Source organism: Dokdonia sinensis, from assembly GCF_003688895.1.
GTDB classification, from domain to species: Bacteria; Bacteroidota; Bacteroidia; order Flavobacteriales; family Flavobacteriaceae; genus Dokdonia; species Dokdonia sinensis.
In genome coordinates this window covers 47,131-64,641 of record NZ_REFV01000004.1, presented here as the reverse complement: position 1 = coordinate 64,641, position 17,511 = coordinate 47,131, and the positions used below count along the sequence as shown (strand labels likewise).

At 37.7% G+C, this 17,511-nt stretch carries 20 protein-coding genes; 13 read left to right on the top strand and 7 right to left on the bottom strand.

Going from position 1 to position 17,511, the window contains the following annotated elements; translation table 11 throughout:
- The first annotated feature begins 52 nt into the window (after nt 1-52).
- The 6 genes from nadC (at nt 53) to priA (ending at nt 5,817) form a co-directional block, all read left to right on the top strand.
- Nucleotides 53-913 carry a carboxylating nicotinate-nucleotide diphosphorylase gene (nadC, locus tag EAX61_RS05465; protein WP_121916666.1) on the top strand — a complete coding sequence of 287 codons (861 nt, stop codon included), beginning with the start codon at nt 53-55 and terminating at the stop codon, nt 911-913.
- Nucleotides 913-1,854, top strand: a complete 942-nt coding sequence (locus tag EAX61_RS05460; RefSeq protein WP_121916665.1) for a YihY/virulence factor BrkB family protein — start codon at nt 913-915, stop codon at nt 1,852-1,854. The genes nadC and EAX61_RS05460 overlap by 1 nt, the downstream gene beginning before the upstream one ends.
- 7 nt (nt 1,855-1,861) lie before the next feature.
- Nucleotides 1,862-2,422, top strand: a complete 561-nt coding sequence (locus EAX61_RS05455; RefSeq protein WP_121916664.1) for a chalcone isomerase family protein — start codon at nt 1,862-1,864, stop codon at nt 2,420-2,422.
- A 67-nt stretch (nt 2,423-2,489) separates the two neighbouring features.
- Nucleotides 2,490-2,924, top strand: coding sequence for a DUF2147 domain-containing protein (locus EAX61_RS05450; RefSeq protein WP_121916663.1), 435 nt, complete (start codon nt 2,490-2,492; stop codon nt 2,922-2,924).
- 123 nt (nt 2,925-3,047) lie between these two features.
- Nucleotides 3,048-3,287, top strand: a complete 240-nt coding sequence (locus EAX61_RS05445) for a phage tail protein (RefSeq protein WP_121916662.1) — start codon at nt 3,048-3,050, stop codon at nt 3,285-3,287.
- A 76-nt stretch (nt 3,288-3,363) separates the two neighbouring features.
- Nucleotides 3,364-5,817, top strand: a complete 2,454-nt coding sequence (priA, locus tag EAX61_RS05440) for a replication restart helicase PriA (protein WP_121916661.1) — start codon at nt 3,364-3,366, stop codon at nt 5,815-5,817.
- A 69-nt stretch (nt 5,818-5,886) separates the two neighbouring features.
- On the opposite strand, the gene EAX61_RS05435 is transcribed toward priA, so the two are convergent.
- The 3 genes from EAX61_RS05435 to EAX61_RS05425 all read right to left on the bottom strand — a co-directional run bounded on the left by EAX61_RS05435 (nt 5,887) and on the right by EAX61_RS05425 (nt 8,723).
- Nucleotides 5,887-6,804, bottom strand: coding sequence for a hypothetical protein (locus tag EAX61_RS05435; RefSeq protein ID WP_121916660.1), 918 nt, complete (start codon nt 6,802-6,804; stop codon nt 5,887-5,889).
- Between the two features lie 283 nt (nt 6,805-7,087).
- A complete protein-coding gene (locus EAX61_RS05430) occupies nt 7,088-7,879 on the bottom strand; it encodes a competence protein CoiA (RefSeq protein ID WP_121916659.1) in 792 nt (263 codons plus the stop codon).
- Nucleotides 7,880-8,021: 142 nt separating this feature from the next.
- Nucleotides 8,022-8,723: a LytR/AlgR family response regulator transcription factor gene (locus EAX61_RS05425; RefSeq protein ID WP_201739424.1), complete on the bottom strand. Its 702-nt coding sequence runs from the start codon at nt 8,721-8,723 to the stop codon at nt 8,022-8,024.
- A gap of 301 nt (nt 8,724-9,024) precedes the next feature.
- Here EAX61_RS05425 and rpsF point away from each other — a divergent pair, with 301 nt between their 5' ends.
- The 4 genes from rpsF (at nt 9,025) to EAX61_RS05405 (ending at nt 10,701) form a co-directional block, all read left to right on the top strand.
- Nucleotides 9,025-9,363, top strand: a complete 339-nt coding sequence (gene rpsF, locus EAX61_RS05420; protein WP_121916658.1) for a 30S ribosomal protein S6 — start codon at nt 9,025-9,027, stop codon at nt 9,361-9,363.
- A 3-nt stretch (nt 9,364-9,366) separates the two neighbouring features.
- Nucleotides 9,367-9,663: a 30S ribosomal protein S18 gene (gene rpsR / locus EAX61_RS05415; protein ID WP_121916657.1), complete on the top strand. Its 297-nt coding sequence runs from the start codon at nt 9,367-9,369 to the stop codon at nt 9,661-9,663.
- Nucleotides 9,664-9,678: 15 nt separating this feature from the next.
- Complete coding sequence (rplI, locus tag EAX61_RS05410) at nt 9,679-10,131, top strand: 50S ribosomal protein L9 (protein ID WP_121916656.1); 453 nt, start codon at nt 9,679-9,681, stop codon at nt 10,129-10,131.
- A 93-nt stretch (nt 10,132-10,224) separates the two neighbouring features.
- Nucleotides 10,225-10,701 (top strand): DUF6495 family protein, encoded by a 477-nt coding sequence (locus EAX61_RS05405; protein ID WP_121916655.1) that lies wholly within the window; start codon nt 10,225-10,227, stop codon nt 10,699-10,701.
- A gap of 61 nt (nt 10,702-10,762) precedes the next feature.
- On the opposite strand, the gene EAX61_RS05400 is transcribed toward EAX61_RS05405, so the two are convergent.
- The gene (locus tag EAX61_RS05400; RefSeq protein ID WP_236641987.1) at nt 10,763-12,640 is read right to left on the bottom strand and encodes a PLP-dependent aminotransferase family protein; all 1,878 of its coding nucleotides are present in this window, start codon (nt 12,638-12,640) and stop codon (nt 10,763-10,765) included.
- A gap of 51 nt (nt 12,641-12,691) precedes the next feature.
- Nucleotides 12,692-13,366 (bottom strand): endonuclease III domain-containing protein, encoded by a 675-nt coding sequence (locus EAX61_RS05395; RefSeq protein WP_121916653.1) that lies wholly within the window; start codon nt 13,364-13,366, stop codon nt 12,692-12,694.
- A 317-nt stretch (nt 13,367-13,683) separates the two neighbouring features.
- Here EAX61_RS05395 and bcp point away from each other — a divergent pair, with 317 nt between their 5' ends.
- A complete protein-coding gene (bcp, locus tag EAX61_RS05390) occupies nt 13,684-14,136 on the top strand; it encodes a thioredoxin-dependent thiol peroxidase (RefSeq protein WP_121916652.1) in 453 nt (150 codons plus the stop codon).
- 85 nt (nt 14,137-14,221) lie between these two features.
- Here the strand turns inward: bcp and EAX61_RS05385 are convergent, their stop codons facing one another.
- On the bottom strand, nt 14,222-14,647 hold the full coding sequence (locus tag EAX61_RS05385; RefSeq protein ID WP_236641986.1) for a hypothetical protein: 426 nt from the start codon (nt 14,645-14,647) through the stop codon (nt 14,222-14,224).
- A gap of 11 nt (nt 14,648-14,658) precedes the next feature.
- The gene (locus EAX61_RS05380; RefSeq protein ID WP_121916650.1) at nt 14,659-16,116 is read right to left on the bottom strand and encodes a TonB-dependent receptor; all 1,458 of its coding nucleotides are present in this window, start codon (nt 16,114-16,116) and stop codon (nt 14,659-14,661) included.
- A 98-nt stretch (nt 16,117-16,214) separates the two neighbouring features.
- Between EAX61_RS05380 and EAX61_RS05375 the strand changes: the two genes are divergently transcribed.
- Both EAX61_RS05375 and EAX61_RS05370 read left to right on the top strand, forming a co-directional pair.
- Complete coding sequence (locus EAX61_RS05375) at nt 16,215-17,015, top strand: MBL fold metallo-hydrolase (protein ID WP_121916829.1); 801 nt, start codon at nt 16,215-16,217, stop codon at nt 17,013-17,015.
- Nucleotides 17,005-17,508, top strand: coding sequence for a hypothetical protein (locus EAX61_RS05370; protein ID WP_121916649.1), 504 nt, complete (start codon nt 17,005-17,007; stop codon nt 17,506-17,508). Before EAX61_RS05375 ends, EAX61_RS05370 begins: the two co-directional genes overlap by 11 nt.
- The last annotated feature ends 3 nt before the right edge of the window (nt 17,509-17,511 follow it).

Here is a 17,511-nt window from a genome sequence, read left to right as displayed (position 1 = left end):
ACTATTTAATTAAGGTTTCGGCGGTTTTGCTATTTTTACACAAAGCAAGATTATGATTTCTCAGGAACAGTTTGATAAAGAAATTCAAGGTATAATTAAGAATGCAATTCGAGAGGATGTGGGAGATGGTGACCACAGTTCGCTGGCGTGTATTCCAGCAACAGCGACAGGTAAGGCAAAACTACTTGTGAAGGATGAAGGGATTTTGGCGGGTATCGCTTTCGCGAAAGCGGTATTCCACCACGTAGATGCTTCATTAGAAATAGAAACTCTATTGGAGGACGGAGCATCTGTAAAATACGGCGACATTGCATTTTACGTTTCGGGAAGTAGCCAAAGCATCCTCAAAGCCGAACGCTTAGTCCTAAATGCAATGCAACGTATGAGTGCCATAGCAACCAAAACAAAATTTTTTGTAGACCTTCTAGAAGGAACGGGAACTAAAATTCTAGATACCCGAAAAACAACACCAGGGATACGAGCCCTAGAAAAATGGGCGGTAAAAATTGGTGGAGGCGAGAATCACCGTTTTGCCCTGTACGATATGATTATGCTTAAGGACAACCATATAGATTTTGCTGGTGGAGTTACTAAAGCAATCCTAAAAACGGTGCACTATCTTAAAGAAACAAACCGCGACTTAAAGATAATTGTCGAAGCAAGGAGTTTAACTGAAATCGAAGAAATCCTAGAAAATCACGAGCACGTGTATCGCATTCTCATAGATAACTTTAATTATGAGGATACGCGCAAGGCTGTAAAATTAATTGGCGATAAGTGCCTTACGGAGTCTTCTGGTGGGATAAATGAAAAGACCATACGCGAGTATGCGATGTGCGGTGTAGATTATATTTCTAGTGGTGCCCTCACACATTCTGTATACAATTTAGACCTAAGTCTTAAAGCAGTCTAATGGCCGAAAAGACGCTGGAAGAGAAGTTAATGCGATTTAAGCCTTTTTGCTATATAGTAGAGGGTTTACAGAAAATCGTGCTTCCAGGTTTTGAAGGAATGACGGCTTATGATCTCACAAAAACCTATTTTACAGGAATTCTTGAAGGAGCATTGTCCTCAAGAGCGAGTTCTATCGCATACAGTTTTTTTATGGCGCTTTTTCCTGCGCTACTTTTTTTGTTAAACTTGATTCCGTATGTGCCCATAGATGACTTTAATCTTAAGTTTATGGCATTCATCTATGAACTTATTCCTAGTCAGTCGCAAGGTTTTTTTCAACCCATAATTTCTGACATTGCGCAGAACGAGCGAGCGGGACTTTTATCATTTGCCGGTATACTTGCACTATTTCTTATGGCAAATGGCGTAAATGCCATTTTTAGTGGTTTTGAAGGCTCTTTTAATGTGCATATAAACCGTAGTTTTTTCAGGCAATACGCTATAGCTCTGAGTGTTTCAATAATTTTGGCATTGTTGTTGGTTACTACGATAACAGTATTGGTTTATTTTGAATATGTTCTCAATTCTTTAAGAGATAGGGACTTTATGAGTGACGATACAGACATTGTTTTATTGAGTGTAGGGAGTTACATTTTCTTTACGATTATGATCTATGTGACGGTAGCGACGTTATATTATTTTGGCACCAAAGAAGGAAAACACAGCAGGTTTTTCTCGCCAGGAGCACTAATGACCACACTATTATTTATGTTAACTACCTATTTATTTGGTGTTTACATTGATAATTTTTCAAACTATAATGAGCTGTACGGTTCCATAGGTGCACTATTAATAATGTTGTTATATATTTGGATAAATTCAAACCTGATATTGTTAGGCTTCGAGCTTAACGCTGTTTTACGAAAATTGCGGAAATCGCACCAACCCTTAAATAAATAAACAAATTATGAAAAATGTATTTTTAGCTTTAGTTACTGTTTTTAGTTTTGCTTTTGCCAAAGCGCAAACCCAAGTAGGTGACGCCACACTCCCAAACACAATGACTATCGAGGGAGCTGACCTAATGCTCAATGGAGCAGGAATGAGAGAGAAAGTCTGGATAGATCTTTATGCAGGCGGATTGTATCTTAAAGCAAAAAGCAAAGACGCAAACACTATCATAAATGCAGATGAGACTATGGTTATGAAACTACATATCGTATCCGGACTAGTTTCTAAAGAAAAAATGGTAGAGGCTGTAAATGATGGTTTTGATGCTTCTATGAGAGGAAATATTGCGCCACTTAAAGATAAGATCGAGAAGTTTAAAGGATTTTTTAATGAGGAGATTGTAAATGGAAACGTTTTTGACATTGCTTACATAAAAGGAAAAGGATCTGTAGTTTACAAAAACGGAAAAGAAGTTGGAGTGATTGAAGGTATGGACTTTAAGAAAGCTCTTTTTGGTATCTGGTTGGGGAAAGAGCCTGCAGATAAAGATCTTAAAAAGGCGATGCTAGGAAAGTAATCCTTAAAAATCATTTTAAAACGGCGAATGGAATCATTCGCCGTTTTCATTTTAAATAAAATTTGCAATGAGAAAAATACTTTTAATACTCTGTTTGACTTTTGTAGCGAGCAGTATGCAAGCCCAAGAAGCATCTGTTTTTGGAAAATGGAAAACCATAGATGATAACACAGGTGAGGCAAAATCTATCGTCGAGATCTACCAAAAAGATGGGAAAGTATACGGTAAAATTGCGAATATCCTTAATCCTGCAGATCGCGATAAAACCTGTATTTACTGCAAGGGAGCAGATAAGGGCAAGCCACTAATAGGTCTTACAATCATAAAAGACCTTGAAAAGGATGGAGACAAGTATGAAGATGGAACCATCTTTGACCCTGAAAAAGGGAAGGAGTATACCGCAAAAATTTGGGTGGAAAAAGATGAACCTAATACACTTATGGTGCGAGGGTATATAGCTTTTTTATACCGAACGCAAGAGTGGATACGTGTCGATGATTAGAAAAGCCGTTGTAATCCTAATATTACAACAATAAGTATCTGTAAATCAATATTTTGTGTTTATTTGTGGTGATTAACAAAGTAAGTTATTCCAGCTAGGATAGTACTCATAAAATAATACACTATGAAACCTTTTCTTGGACAAATAGAAACATTCGGATTTAATTTTGCACTGCGATACTGGGAAAAATGTGAAGGTCAAATTTTACAAATTAACAACAATACGGCACTCTTTGCACTCCTCGGAACTAAATATGGAGGAGATGGGAGGACTACTTTTGGGCTTCCGGACCTCAGAGATGATAATAGTCCTTTAGAAACACCTTGCATCGCTATACAAGGCGTATTTCCGTCAAGACACTAATTAGTTGTCCATATTAGATTGGATAGTTTTTACGCTTTCGCGAAAGCGTAATTAGACATCTTCGTATTTTAGCGCTGTGAATTATTTCATAGACGTCATACTGCCCATTCCAGTCGAGAATACGTTTACCTACCGTGTTTCTCAAGCCGAAGCTCAGTTCCTGCAACCTGGGATGCGGGTGGCTGTTCCATTTGGGAAATCAAAGGTCTACGCTGGGATTGTAAAGCACATTCACAATACGGCGCCCACGATATATGAGGCAAAGGAAATTGAGCACATTCTAGATGAGACGCCCATCGTCACGCCAGAACAGCTTAAACTCTGGAAGTGGATTGCTTCTTACTATATGTGTACGGAGGGCCAAGTAATGCGAGCGTCACTTCCCAGCGCATTTTTACTAGAAAGTGAAACCATAGTTGTACGAAATCCGGAAACCATCCTCGAAGATCAAAACCTAAAAGACGAGGAATTCTTGATATACGAAGCCCTACAACATCAGTCGGAGCTTAAGATTCAAGAGGTGATGGATATTTTGGAAAAACGCAAGGTATTTCCGCACATAAAAAGTCTTTTGGAGAAAGGAGCGCTCACACTGCGCGAGGAAATCTACGAGCAGTACAAGCCTAAAATTGTAAAATTTGTACAACTGCATCCCGATTATGAGAGCGAGACCTCATTTACGGCGATTATGGAAGAACTATCTCGAGCGCCCAAACAACGGGAAATGGTACTACAGTTTTTTTCGCTTAAAGCGAAAACAAATAAACCCATAAAAGCACTCGACCTCCAAAAGCAAGCCAAAGCCACCGCAACGCAACTACAATCCTTGGTAGACAAGGGAATATTCGAACTTTTTGAAAAACGAAAAGACCGCATAGAATTCGAAGGAGATACCGAGGTCACCAAAACCCTAAACCCACACCAAGAAACCGCCCTCGCCGAAATTAAGGAGAGCTACGAAATCAAAGAGGTGTGCCTGTTGCACGGCGTAACCGCATCAGGAAAGACAGAAATCTACGTCTCCCTCATCGGAGAAATGCTGGATACCGGTAACCAAGTCTTATACTTACTTCCAGAAATCGCCCTGACGACACAGCTTATTTCTAGATTGCAGGCGTATTTTGGAGAAAAAGTAGCCGTTTTTCATTCCAAATATTCCATACACGAGCGGGTAGAGGTGTACAACAATGTACTGGCGAAGGCAGACAAAGCACAAATTATCATCGGGGCGCGTAGTGCTATTTTACTGCCGTTCAGAAATCTAGATTTTATTATTGTAGATGAGGAGCACGAGAGCAGTTTTAAGCAGTTTGAACCAGCGCCACGCTATCACGCTCGGGACACTGCCATAGTTTTAGGAAATATCTTTAATGCCAAAGTCTTACTAGGATCCGCCACCCCAGCGTTAGAAACGGTATACAATGCCAAATCTGGAAAATACGGCTTTGTAGAACTTAAACAGCGCCACGGAAACATCCTGATGCCAGAAATAAACTTGGTAGATATCAAGGAAAAGCACCGTAAGCGAGAGATGACAGGGCATTTTAGCGATACCTTGCTCCGAGCAATAACCGATGCCATTTCTTTAGGAGAGCAAGTGATTTTGTTCCAGAACAGGCGCGGTTTTTCACCCATTTTGGAATGTACGACCTGTGGTCACGCACCACAATGCCCCAACTGTGACGTAAGTCTAACGTATCATAAATATCGCAATCAGTTGCGGTGTCACTATTGTGGCTATCACATTGCAATGCAATTAAAATGTATGGCCTGTGGCAGTCCAGACCTCACCACAAAAGGTTTTGGTACCGAACAGATAGAACTGGAACTACGCGAACTCTACCCCGAGCTCAACATAGGCCGGATGGATTCTGATACGACAAAGGGGAAGTATGGATTTGAAAAGATAATTACTGCCTTTGAGCAAGAAGAAATAGACATCCTCGTAGGTACACAGATGCTTACTAAAGGATTGGATTTTAGAAACGTATCCTTAGTCGGCATTCTCAATGCAGACAGTATGCTCAATTTTCCAGATTTCCGCGCTCACGAGCGTAGTTACCAGCTCATAGCGCAGGTATCGGGTAGGGCAGGGCGTACCGAGAAACAGGGGAAGGTATTGGTACAGACTTACAATCCCTATCATCAAATATTGCAACAGGTAAGCGCAAATAAGTTTACGGCGATGTACGAGGAGCAACTCGAGGATCGGCGTAGTTTCAAATATCCGCCATTTCATAGGTTGATTAGGATTACGTTAAAGCATAGGGATTACCAGAAGATTGAGGATAGTAGTATTTGGTTATCAAGAGCGCTACGTCAAGTGCTGGGCGATGAAGCCGTATTGGGTCCAGAAACACCCTCTGTGGCTCGTGTGCGCAATCAGTACAGAAGAAATGTGATGGTGAAGCTTTCGCGAAAGCAAAACATCTCCCAGACTAAAACCGCCATTCTTAAAGTAAAAACCAGCTTTCAAGCCATTGCACAGTTTAGAAGTGTGCGGTTGATAATGGATGTGGATTGTTATTAATGAGTTGAGCTAAATAGTTCAGTCGGTCTGATGTGTTATTTTATAGGTTATATAGGATTTTATGCACAGTTATTTTAATTCCATAATTCTTTCCTCAATATTTGTTGTTTCTTCCGCAGTTACAGTTTTTGTCTCTATACTGTATATAATCCAACCAGTTTCTCCGTGAATTCTAGATGCTGTATTCGTTTCATTTGTCAATGAAGGAAATTTATTTCTTGGCGGAAATTTATCTCCAAAGGTCCCTGATTTTTTTAGATAATTGTAAGTGGCATCAGTTAATTCTTGTGAATTTATGACTTCGTTTGACCTTAAAATTGAATTTCCATCAGTTTCATTTATTTCGTCTAAACTATAATGAACATCGGTTTCAAAAGGTTTTCCCCCGAAATTGTTTGAGGTTTCTAATTTTCCTGTTAACTCTTCTCCAAGTTTATATTTTACTCCGTGAAATTTATAAAATTGTAAAGCATCCTTAATTGCATTAGCCTCAATAGATTCTTTGCTAGAGTATATGTTCATAACATTAGCTATTATTTTTTCGTGGTTAGGAATATCCTTTAATTCATTTTTAAGGGTTTCAGTAATTTTTCCTAAATAATCACTAACTTCTTGCCAATTGACAACCTCGACAAATGCTCCATATTCATCTGTTTTTATTTTTACAGAAATATCATTAGTAATTGATGTTAGTTTTCTAACTAATTCATTTTCTGTGTCTATTGAGTAGTTTTTATAAAACCATTCAATTATATAGCTGTTTTCTGTTGAGTCTATTACTTTAATATCCACTTCATATTTCATTAATTCTCGTGATATTGTGTCTTTGCTTTTTACTTTGTATTTGTCATAGGTAACATCATATGATTGAGTCTCTAGTTTTGACCAATATCCAATGACTTGGACGGTAGAATCTTTAACACTTATTTGGCCAAAGAGATTTGATGAAAGAAGGAATATTGTTCCAAATACTAAAAGTTTATTCATTATTGTAGGTTTGTGCAATTGTTGCCTAACTCGTTTTCTAATAACTTTTATCGTCGATATACCGTTAAGTTAATAGGATAATAACTGTTTATGGTCGTCGATTCCTCGTAAATATAAATTAAATAGCATAGATTTTAAGGATGTTTGCTGTTTTCAGGCCATTGCACAGTTTAGAAGTGTGCGGTTAATTATGGATGTGGATTGTTATTGAGGGGTTGGATTCAATATTTCAGTTAATGTGATGGGTTGTTTTATATGTTGTATAGATGTTGCCAGTAGTTTTTTATCGGTAATGATTTATAAACCTCTGCTTTTCGTATTGTTTAACAATATAAGCGTTTCCTATTTTAACCTTTTCAATTAATTGATAAATATAATTATTTCCTATATCTATAAATTTTGGTTTTAGATTATCATTCCATCTCTTGTGTAAATATTTCCAAGTCATCAATGAGTAGTTTTTTTTCTCACATAAATCGTTGTATTTATTTTGAAGTTCAGATATATAATGGCTTTCATTTGTATTAACACTATCTAAGCCAAGCATATTTAAAAAATCGCCAACTTGCTTTTGACTTTCATTCATTTCAAAATCTTCCTTTACTTTAAAATCTTTAGGTAGATTATGTCTCATTTTGCTAAGTTCATATTCAATGGCAGATTTTGATTTATGAAATTCTAAATTATCTTTAATAGCTATCAAGTCGATTATCCAAATCATACGGTCATAAAATATTTCGCGAGCTTTAATTTCTTGAATTTCAATAGGTGAATGTTGGAACTCTAAAACGACATCTTTTTCGCCGTTGTAAATGTCTGCGATATGTTTTTCATTAGTGTTCTTGTCGAACCTTATAACTTCTTGATAGGATTTGTCAAAATGATTTTTCCAATTTCGATGCCATTCTGTTTCTGTTTCATACCAATCATCACAATCACTTAGTTTTATATGTTTCCAATGATGAACAATCTGTTCACCACAATAAGACCTTACAGCATTTCCACAATTCGGACATTCTGCGATTAAATTTGGTTGAGCTTCAATTCTTTTGTTGTCTAAAAGCGCAAATTTCATTAATTATCTACTGTGTTTTTAAATTACTAGCAACTTGTTATATAATAACTTTTATCGTCGATATCCCATAAAGATAAATCATTCCATCAACAAAAAAATCCGCAAAAAGCGGATTTTTAAATAGTATCAATTCAATATAAATCTAAGCAGAAAGCACCTCCATCAAGTCAGACTTCTTGTGCCTACTCAGCGGTATCTTCTCACCATCTATCTCGATGTTACGAGAATTGTACTTTTCTATCTTGTCTATATTAATTATGTAAGATTTGTGTATACGCATAAAACGCTCTGGTGGTAATTGTGCTACAAAAGACTTCATAGTCGCAAGAACAATGATAGGGTCGTGCACCGTTACGAGCTTTACGTAATCTCCTAGAGCAGTTATATACTTAAGCTCGCTCAGCATTACCTTCTTTTTCTTGAGATTAGACTTTACAAAGATGTAATCGTCATCATCTACAGAACCTTCGGTCTTTAATTTATGTAGGCTTATTGCTTTATATACCGCATTTGTAAAACGATCTTTAGTAATAGGCTTGCGTAGGTAGTCTATGGCATTATAATTAAATGCCTTGTACGCATACTTTGTTTTTCCTGTGACAAAGATGATTTGTGGCTTATGCACAAGATCATCCAGTAGGTCAAATCCAGACAGGATAGGCATTTCAATATCTAAGAAAATTAGGTCTACCTTTGTTTCAAGGAGTCCGTTCTTAGTTTCGATGGCATTGTTATATTCGGCCACGAGGCGCAAATTGGGATGATCATTGATCATCTTTACAATAGCAAGGCGCTGTAAGCTTGAATCATCTACAACGGCGCAATCTAGTAATACTCCCTCCACGATTTGAGATATTAGAATTAGGTTAAGTCTGTCAATATTATACAAAATATCGATGAAATGCAACATTTTTGTGAATTTCATCGAGAGTTTAGCTTGTTTTATCGATATAATTTAGTTTAAATCTTTGATTTTCAATGTGTTGAACTATGTATTTGATCTCGACCTTATATACTTACAAATAGCATATCTATAAATGTGTGTTCTATATTATAAAAATTTAGAATTACTTGTGTGCTAGGTATTGCTCATTGGGAAATTATAATTACTTTTGCACTCATTTTAATCTAAAATTTCATTAATTATGAATCATTATGAAACTGTTTTCATCTTGAATCCCGTTTTATCTGATGAACAGATAAAGGAAACAGTTAAGAAGTACGAAGATATGCTTACTTCTAAAGGTGCCAAGATGATTAACAAAGAAGACTGGGGGCTTAAAAAATTAGCCTACCCAATCCAAAACAAAAAGAGTGGTTTCTATCACCTTTTAGAATTCACAGTACCTGGAGAGGTTATTGCAGAGTATGAACTTGCTTTTCGTCGTGATGAACGTGTAATGCGTTACCTTACAGTAAGCCTAGATAAGCACGCAATTGCTTGGGCTGCAAAACGAGTGATAAGAGACAAAAAAAGCGCATAAGAAATGGCAACACTTCAACAACAAGCTAAAGGAAAAAAAGACGGAGAATTAAGATACCTTACTCCGCTTAACATTGAAACTAATAAGGCAAAAAAATATTGTCGTTTTAAGAAATCTGGAATTAAGTATGTAGACTACAAGGATGCAGACTGGCTAGCAGGTTTTGTAAACGAGCAAGGTAAATTGTTACCTCGCCGTCTTACAGGAACGTCTTTAAAGTATCAGCGCAAGGTAAGTGTAGCTGTAAAGCGCGCACGCCACCTAGCTCTTATGCCTTACGTTACAGATTTGTATAAATAAAAACTAGAGACAACAATGGAACTTATTTTAAAGAACGACGTTGAGAATCTAGGATTTGCAGACGATATTGTAGATGTAAAGAATGGTTACGGAAGAAATTACTTGATTCCTAGAGGCCACGCTGTACTTGCTACACCAAGTGCTAAAAAAGTACTTGCCGAAAATCTAAAACAACGTGCTCACAAAGAGCAAAAAGTTGTAGATGAGGCACAAAAACAAGTTGAAAAATTAAATGGTCTTGAAGTAAAGATTGCAGCAAAAGCTGGTGAAGGAGATAAACTCTTCGGATCAGTTACTAATGCAGACCTTGCTGAGTACCTTGAGAAAGAAGGTGTTTCTGTAGAGAAGAAGTTTATTTCTATCGCAGGAAATAGTGTAAAACGTTTAGGTAACTACGAAGCTACCATCCGTTTTCACAGAGATGTTATTGCAACATTACCTTTTGACGTAGTTGCAGAGGCTAACTAAGTCAAGGCATAAATTTTTAAAGACCGTTCTTATTTTTAAGAGCGGTTTTTTGCTTTTTACGCTTTCGCGAAAGCGTATTTCTAATTCAATACAATGAGATATTTAAGACTAACAAAAGAACAACTGGAGGAGCTACATCCAGAATTTATAAACTTTCTTGCAACCCAATCTATAACGGGCGATGAGTGGGAAGATATTAAAAAAAATAAGCCTCAAGTCGCCGAAGAAGAGATTGATGTCTTTTCAGACTTAGTTTGGGAAGGTGTTTTAAAAGCAGCCCAATATTTAGAACACGTTTCTCCTAATCAAATGCATTTGTTCCAGTTAGGAGCTGACGATATGCAGCTTATCGCAATTAAAATTAATAAAGAAGATATAGACATAACTACAAAAGAAGGTTATCAATGGTTGAAAGATAATTTGGGAGACGACGATGTAGTGTTCCTCACAGCCAGAAAAGAATATTCTGAGGACCCTAACCTAGATAAATTTGCCCTGATACAACAAGGTGCAATTATTACTAAAGGTGAGTTGTACCAATGGATTAATCGTTTTGTGGAGATAAAATAATCTTATAATTACTTATTTGATAGATATAAAATAGGGAGGCACATCGTGCCTCCCTATGTAGTTAGATGTTTTTTGTAAATTTTAAAAAAACCTCTTTGTGACGCTCTAAATCAAGGTCAGGAGAAAGTGATGCACGTACTATGTAGTCTTTGTCACCTTCCTTGGTTGTGCCTTGTGTTGAAGTAGCTGGGATGGTCCAGTAACATCCTTTGAGTTGACCATAACTCACACAAAATTTACTTTCTTCAGGTATCTCACTTATCATTAGGTTGATCAACTTGAGATTCAGAGCTCTTTTATGTGATTCTCTTTCCTGATCATTACTCCCCTTTGTTGGAAGATCTAAGGAGAAAACAGAGGGCGTAAAGTCTCGTTGTGCTAGTTCCTCAGAGACAAAATTAATTTTTGCTTCTGGCAAAACCTTGTGTATAAAATTTACAAACTCGCGAGTATTGATATAAGCATCGGTAATTCTTTGATTCATTGATGGTAATTGCTTTGCAAGAATTGCGTATTGAAGTCCAGTCGCCTCATTGTCGCAAAGTATGAGGTGTCTTTCAATCTTGGTCATAAGTGCTTCTGTCTTGTCATTGCCTACACAATAGCCAGCGGTACATTTACCACCACTTGGAAATTTAGATCCGCTGGCATAAGAAATCGTCCTTACGTTTGAAAGTGTTTTCCCTTCTCCTAAAAAATGCACGTTGGGACAGAAGGTTTGATCAAGTATAAAGACAGGGTCTATCGCGGGATTACCTTGTGCAGTTTTGCGTTTCTTGGACAGGACAACTCTTAAATCATTAAGATTTGGAACTTCAACTCTTGGATTTGTTGGTATTTCGGCTATGATATAGGGTATGGCATCTTCTTGAGCAATTTTTACAAGTACAGTATCAATACTTCTGACCATATCGTTGTCACCGTCTACAGGTAAATCTACAATTTCTACGGTATCGAGACAGGCAGCAACACGCCTTGCTTGGTCATTTGTACCACCATAGCAGTTAGGCGGAACGATAAATTTAATAGCTTTTCCTTTATGATTTTCAAGTGCATCATTTATAAGCCCCATCATTATTGCGTACTGTATGGAGAGGCCGCTAGAGCCCACAAGCGGCTTCAGATTGGTGCCCGTTACTTCTTTAATGGTATCTAAAACAATGGTCTTATGTCGAGGGTTTGTACTATCCTCTTTTCTGGATATAGTTTTTCCGGTTAGCATTTGTAGAGCAGTCAGTGAGTCTGCAGGTGTCATTGCTATAGTTTCCCTTCTTCGGACGTGCTGTATGTCAGGGATATAACTTTGATTTCTCTTCCCGTTTACTAATAATACGCTCCCTAGATTGTCGTAAATGTTGATATAAAAATCAATATTAGACTGGAGTTTAGTTGTTTTAAATTCAGATTGTTTTGAGATCAAAAGGATACTACCTTCATAAGTAGAGACTTCTTCTACGTCGTTCACTTTTTTTAAGTCAAAAGAGTAACCGTAAACACGCTTTAAAACATCTACATCTACGTAATCTGGCAAAGCATCTGTGTAAACGATTTGAGTGTTCCTCTTGTCCAAGAGATTTTTTCTTAGAATAGCCAAAATTGGAGCACTCCTAGATGAAAAACTAATAACACTTTCAGTCTCAAGTCCATTTAGCTTAGCAATTGTCCATTCCAGCACACAGGAAAGCGGATGACCTAATCTTATATAGTCATAAGCAGTTGGTAATTGATTAAATGCTGATTTTTCATAAACATTAGCCTCATATAATGCTTGAAACTGGTCTAGGAACTGGACTTTAGCTTTTTCTTCATTATAAATATCTAGACGGTGAGTGGTTAGGCCCAACCATTCTGAAGGCATATTTTCAAGTACTTTGTCTATATAATCTAGCGTTTTGCTCTCATTCTCTCGAAAACTCATTATTTCACTATTGTGGCTCATAAATTAAGTATTTTTTAAAGTACAGTAAAGGTCTTTAACTCACCTTATTCCCTACTTTTTCTTATTACGTTTCTCTAGCTTTTTGTAGTAGTCGTTAATCACAGTTTTCCTTCCAATAGTTTTTGTAATGATATCTTTTTCAAGATCCCAACCACGTGCAGGCGAGTATTGACGTCCATACCAGATAATTTGTAGGTGAAGATCATTCCAAGTGTACTCGGGAAAAAGTCGTTTTGCATCCTTTTCTGTCTGAACGACATTTTTTCCATTTGTAAATCCCCAGCGATACATTAGCCTGTGTATATGCGTGTCTACTGGAAATGCAGGTGTTCCAAATGCTTGAGAAACTACTACACTTGCCGTTTTGTGCCCAACAGCTGGAAACTCCTCAAGCAATGCAATATCATTTGGAACAACGCCATCATATTTATCTATAAGCATCTGGGACAAGCCATGGATTCCTTTAGACTTCATAGGTGAGAGTCCTACAGGTTTTATGATCTCACGTATTTCTTCGACCGTGAGTTTGACCATATCGTAAGGGTTGTCTGCAACTTCAAACAAGAGTGGGGTGATTTGATTTACCCGCACGTCTGTACTTTGTGCACTCAATAAAACGGCTATGAGTAGGGTGTAGGGGTCTTTGTGATCCAGAGGGACGGGAATCTGTGGATACAATTCCTGCAATGTCGAGATAACATAGTCTACCTTCTCCTGTTTGGTCATTAATCAGTATTTTTATAATGGTTACGCTCGTGAAATGAATTCAGAGTAAATTTCGCGAAAGCGTATAATGTAAAGATAAGAAGCAGTATTAGGAATAGCGAATAGTGGAGGGAGATTTCATCGCGATTAGTTGCGATTTGAACTATGAATACGACTAGAAATATCTTTTAAAATCGGGAAGCACGGGTGAGATTTCTGGTTTCGTAATTGTCTGCAAAAGCTTCAACGTAAGAGGAAAAGCGTATAAATTAGTAACATATTAATAACCGTGTGGGGTGGACCGATATTTCTGCCTTCGCGTAAATTCAAATAAAATTATGAATACACTTAAAGTAGGAGACAAGGTGCCAGATTTTACAACCACTGACCAAGACGGAAATAAGGTGTCTTTGTCTGATTTTAAAGGAAAGGATTTGATCGTTTTCTTTTATCCAAAGGCCTCGACACCGGGTTGTACGGCAGAAGCTTGTAATCTTAGGGACAATTATAAAGAACTACAGGAAGCAGGATATACACTTTTGGGAGTGAGTGCAGATTCTGAAAAGCGTCAAAAGAACTTTGCGACCAAGTATGATTTCCCTTTCCAGTTACTGGCAGATGAGGATCACTCGGTAATAAATGCCTTTGGTGTTTGGGGTAATAAAAAATTTATGGGAAAGGAGTATGATGGGATTCATCGTAAAACTTTTAAAGTAAATGGTGAAGGAGTCGTTACAGAGGTCATTGATAAAGTAAAAACTAAAGATCACGCAGCGCAACTATTGGGTTGATATTCCTGTTGCACATTATAACAAAAATAAGGGCGGTTCAAATTTGAACCGCCCTTATTTTTAATATTTAAGTTTTACTCTTCACTTAATTGACCTTTAAGGTATATGTTAAAGCAGGGCCATCACAAGCAATCCAAGTACCTTGTAGTTTAGTTTCATCTACGATACGCAATGTTTCTGTATAATCCCCAGAACAATTACCTATTAACGGATGTGCTTTCTCGTAATTTAAAATGAGATATTCTCCATCGTCCATTGCTTTGCGCTCGTAATTTCCAGAAGCAGTGATGGTCTCGCCATCGCGTACACGCACTTTCTCAAAGCTAAAGTCTTCTCCGAGCATATAGGCTTCTTCCCATTCCAGAGCGTTATTTGTGTCACCCACGATTTGTCCAGAACTCATTGCAGTTAAATTATAAGTCTGAAGCTCTGTACTTCCTACATTTGTTGTAGACTTCTCGCCACAGGCAAAAGTGATTAACATTACCAGAGCGATTACAAAGAATTTCAAAAGTTTTTGCATCATTGCTTCTCTTCTAGAACTGTGGTGTTATCAAAACCAAAGAGGTTACGAGATTTAATAAGCTCTGCACTACCCTCCGGTAGCATACCTTCCCAGCCCGTTTCTCCATCTGAAATCATACGTAGAACCTCTCGTGAGAAAACATTAGAGATATCTTCATCAGGATTTTCAATATCTACAACCTTGCCATTGTATTTAAAGAACTTATAAAGCTCTTTCATACGTGGATGTACTTTTAAGTTTTCGCTAGTCGTAACTTCTCCCGTTTCTGGATCTTTCATCGGGTAGAGATACACTTTTAAGTCCTTAAAGAACAATTTTCCAAAGGCTTCCAATATACCGCCACTAAGGTGACGATAGTAGGAGGTATCAAAAACATCCACTAGGTTGTTTACTCCCATGGTGAGCCCCATCCTTTCTTTTGTAAAGTTTGAGAAATACTCTACGAGTTTATAATATTCTTTAAAGTTGGAGATCATAACCGTCTGTCCTAGTGCGCACAGCAGTTGGGCACGTCCCATAAAATCTTCTTCGTCTATCTCACCTTCGGCACGAAGGTTAGAAAGCGTGATTTCAAAAATGACTTCAGTTTTATTTTTATTTACACGGTTTGCATCTAGGAACATTGCAAGAGACTTCTCGTACATATCCATATTTACCCTTGTTACGGGGCGGAAACTCCCGCGCAATGCCAGAACATTTTTCTTGTAAAGTAGTGCGGCTGGAAGGACATTGTTTCCAGAAGGGTCAAACATTACCGCTTCAGTCATGCCGTTCTTTACTAATTGAAGACTCATAAGTCTATTGTCCACATTTTCAAACTGTGGTCCAGAAAAATTAATGGTGTCTATCTCAATTTGATCTTTATCGATATGGTCATAAAGATACTTGAGTAATTTTTTAGGATTATCGTGTTTGTAAAAAGCACCGTAAATAAGATTTACTCCTAATGTTCCTAAAGTGAGCTGTTGTAAACGCGCATCGTTCTCGTGAAAACGGACATGCAATATAATCTCGTTAAACTCACCCTCTGGTGATATTTGAAATTTTATACCCACCCAACCGTGACCTTTGTATTTTTTTGCAAAATCAATAGTAGCCACCGTATTTGCATACGTAAAGAAAATTTTATTAGGTTGTTTGTAGCGAGAGATACGATCTTCTATGAGTTGCATCTCGTGCGTAAGCATCTTTTTAAGTCGGGCCTCAGTAACATAACGTCCGTCTGTCTCTATACCATAAATCGCATCAGAAAAGTCCTTGTCGTAGGCACTCATCGCCTTTGCTATTGTACCACTAGCTCCACCTGCCCTAAAAAAATGACGCACCGTTTCTTGGCCTGCGCCTATCTCGGCAAAAGTGCCGTAGATGTTTTCATTAAGATTTACTCGTAGTACTTTGTTTTTTATGGAAGGAACTTTTTCAAAGTCCTTGTCGCCAAGAATTGCAATAGCCATAGCGCTGTTTTAGTTGTTAAAAAATGCTATCTCAAAGATAGGGAATACAGCCCTTGAACAAAAAATTAAACTGTTACTTTTGTGATAAAGTTACAGCTGTGAAAATCACTTTTTTAGGAACCGGAACATCGCAAGGAATCCCTGTCATAGGGAGTAATCACCCTGTTTGTCATAGTGATGACCCTCGTGACAAGAGGTTGCGGGTCTCCGTTCTTATACAATGGAAGAATAATAATTATGTAATAGATTGCGGTCCTGATTTTAGGGAACAGATGTTGCGTACGCTTTCGCGAAAGCGTAATCCCCCACAGCCACTTCCTGTGTTGAACGGTATCCTATTTACCCATGAACACGCAGATCATGTTGCTGGACTAGATGATATTAGGCCATTCGTCTTCAGGCAAGGCGATATGCCTTTTTATGCACATCAAAGAGTGCTGAAGACGTTAAGAGAAAGATTTGACTACATATTTACTACCGAAAATCGATACCCTGGCGCTCCCAGCGTTAAAGCTATCGAAGTTCGAAATAATATTTCTCTAAAACTGAGTGGTGTAGAAGTCGTGCCCATTGAAGTTTTTCACGGTAAATTGCAGGTTTTTGGATATCGTTTTGACCAGATCGCATATCTCACAGATGTTAAAACTATAGCTCCAGCCGAAATTGAAAAATTAAAAGGTCTCGATATACTCGTGATCAACGCGCTGCGTTATGAGGAACATCCTACGCATCTCAATGTAGAAGAGGCGCTGGAACTTGTATCGCTCATAAAACCTAAACGGACATATTTTACCCACATAAGCCATATTATGGGCTTTCACGCAGAAGTTGAAAAACAACTTCCAGAAAACGTATACCTTGCCTATGATGGCTTAACACTTACAACAGATGAGACGTAACATATTTTTGTACCTATTTCTTTTTGCCGCCTTGTGGATTGTTTTTCAATACGTAAACAACGTAAAAGTTTATGAGAATCAAGAAAAAAGAATATCACGATTAGAAGCACAAGTTCAGGCTGCCGAAGCCCAAACGCAAACGACAAAAGATGCTCTTTTTGACGCAGAGTATTTTACTGTAAAAGGGAATGAAAATGCCTACGCTTATTTTGAAAATGACGGCTACGTAATAGACACTATCATTCCAAAAATAGAAGATGCAATATACACTAGAAATACAAAAGAAGGGAATGACCTCATCCCCTTTGAAGGCCTTCGAGCTCCTTTCAGAATAAATAAAGTTCAAGTCTTAAACCACAAGTGGATTATAGCAGATTTCTCTGACGGAGAACGTTGGGGGGAATTGTTTATAGGATATGAAATAGGAGAGGGGGACAGCATCTCTTTTGAAACCAAACAAAGTTTAATTTATCCCAAAGTAAAAGACGAGTAGTAG

Excerpts from the sequence above, each read along its gene's own strand:
- nadC (WP_121916666.1), top strand. The coding sequence starts at position 53 with ATGATTTCTCAGGAACAGTTTGATAAAGAAATTCAAGGTATAATTAAG.
- EAX61_RS05460 (WP_121916665.1), top strand. The coding sequence starts at position 913 with ATGGCCGAAAAGACGCTGGAAGAGAAGTTAATGCGATTTAAGCCTTTT.
- EAX61_RS05455 (WP_121916664.1), top strand. The coding sequence starts at position 1,862 with ATGAAAAATGTATTTTTAGCTTTAGTTACTGTTTTTAGTTTTGCTTTT.
- EAX61_RS05450 (WP_121916663.1), top strand. The coding sequence starts at position 2,490 with ATGAGAAAAATACTTTTAATACTCTGTTTGACTTTTGTAGCGAGCAGT.
- EAX61_RS05445 (WP_121916662.1), top strand. The coding sequence starts at position 3,048 with ATGAAACCTTTTCTTGGACAAATAGAAACATTCGGATTTAATTTTGCA.
- EAX61_RS05435 (WP_121916660.1), bottom strand. The coding sequence starts at position 6,804 with ATGAATAAACTTTTAGTATTTGGAACAATATTCCTTCTTTCATCAAAT.
- EAX61_RS05430 (WP_121916659.1), bottom strand. The coding sequence starts at position 7,879 with ATGAAATTTGCGCTTTTAGACAACAAAAGAATTGAAGCTCAACCAAAT.
- rpsF (WP_121916658.1), top strand. The coding sequence starts at position 9,025 with ATGAATCATTATGAAACTGTTTTCATCTTGAATCCCGTTTTATCTGAT.
- rpsR (WP_121916657.1), top strand. The coding sequence starts at position 9,367 with ATGGCAACACTTCAACAACAAGCTAAAGGAAAAAAAGACGGAGAATTA.
- rplI (WP_121916656.1), top strand. The coding sequence starts at position 9,679 with ATGGAACTTATTTTAAAGAACGACGTTGAGAATCTAGGATTTGCAGAC.
- EAX61_RS05405 (WP_121916655.1), top strand. The coding sequence starts at position 10,225 with ATGAGATATTTAAGACTAACAAAAGAACAACTGGAGGAGCTACATCCA.
- EAX61_RS05400 (WP_236641987.1), bottom strand. The coding sequence starts at position 12,640 with ATGAGCCACAATAGTGAAATAATGAGTTTTCGAGAGAATGAGAGCAAA.
- EAX61_RS05395 (WP_121916653.1), bottom strand. The coding sequence starts at position 13,366 with ATGACCAAACAGGAGAAGGTAGACTATGTTATCTCGACATTGCAGGAA.
- bcp (WP_121916652.1), top strand. The coding sequence starts at position 13,684 with ATGAATACACTTAAAGTAGGAGACAAGGTGCCAGATTTTACAACCACT.
- EAX61_RS05380 (WP_121916650.1), bottom strand. The coding sequence starts at position 16,116 with ATGGCTATTGCAATTCTTGGCGACAAGGACTTTGAAAAAGTTCCTTCC.
- EAX61_RS05370 (WP_121916649.1), top strand. The coding sequence starts at position 17,005 with ATGAGACGTAACATATTTTTGTACCTATTTCTTTTTGCCGCCTTGTGG.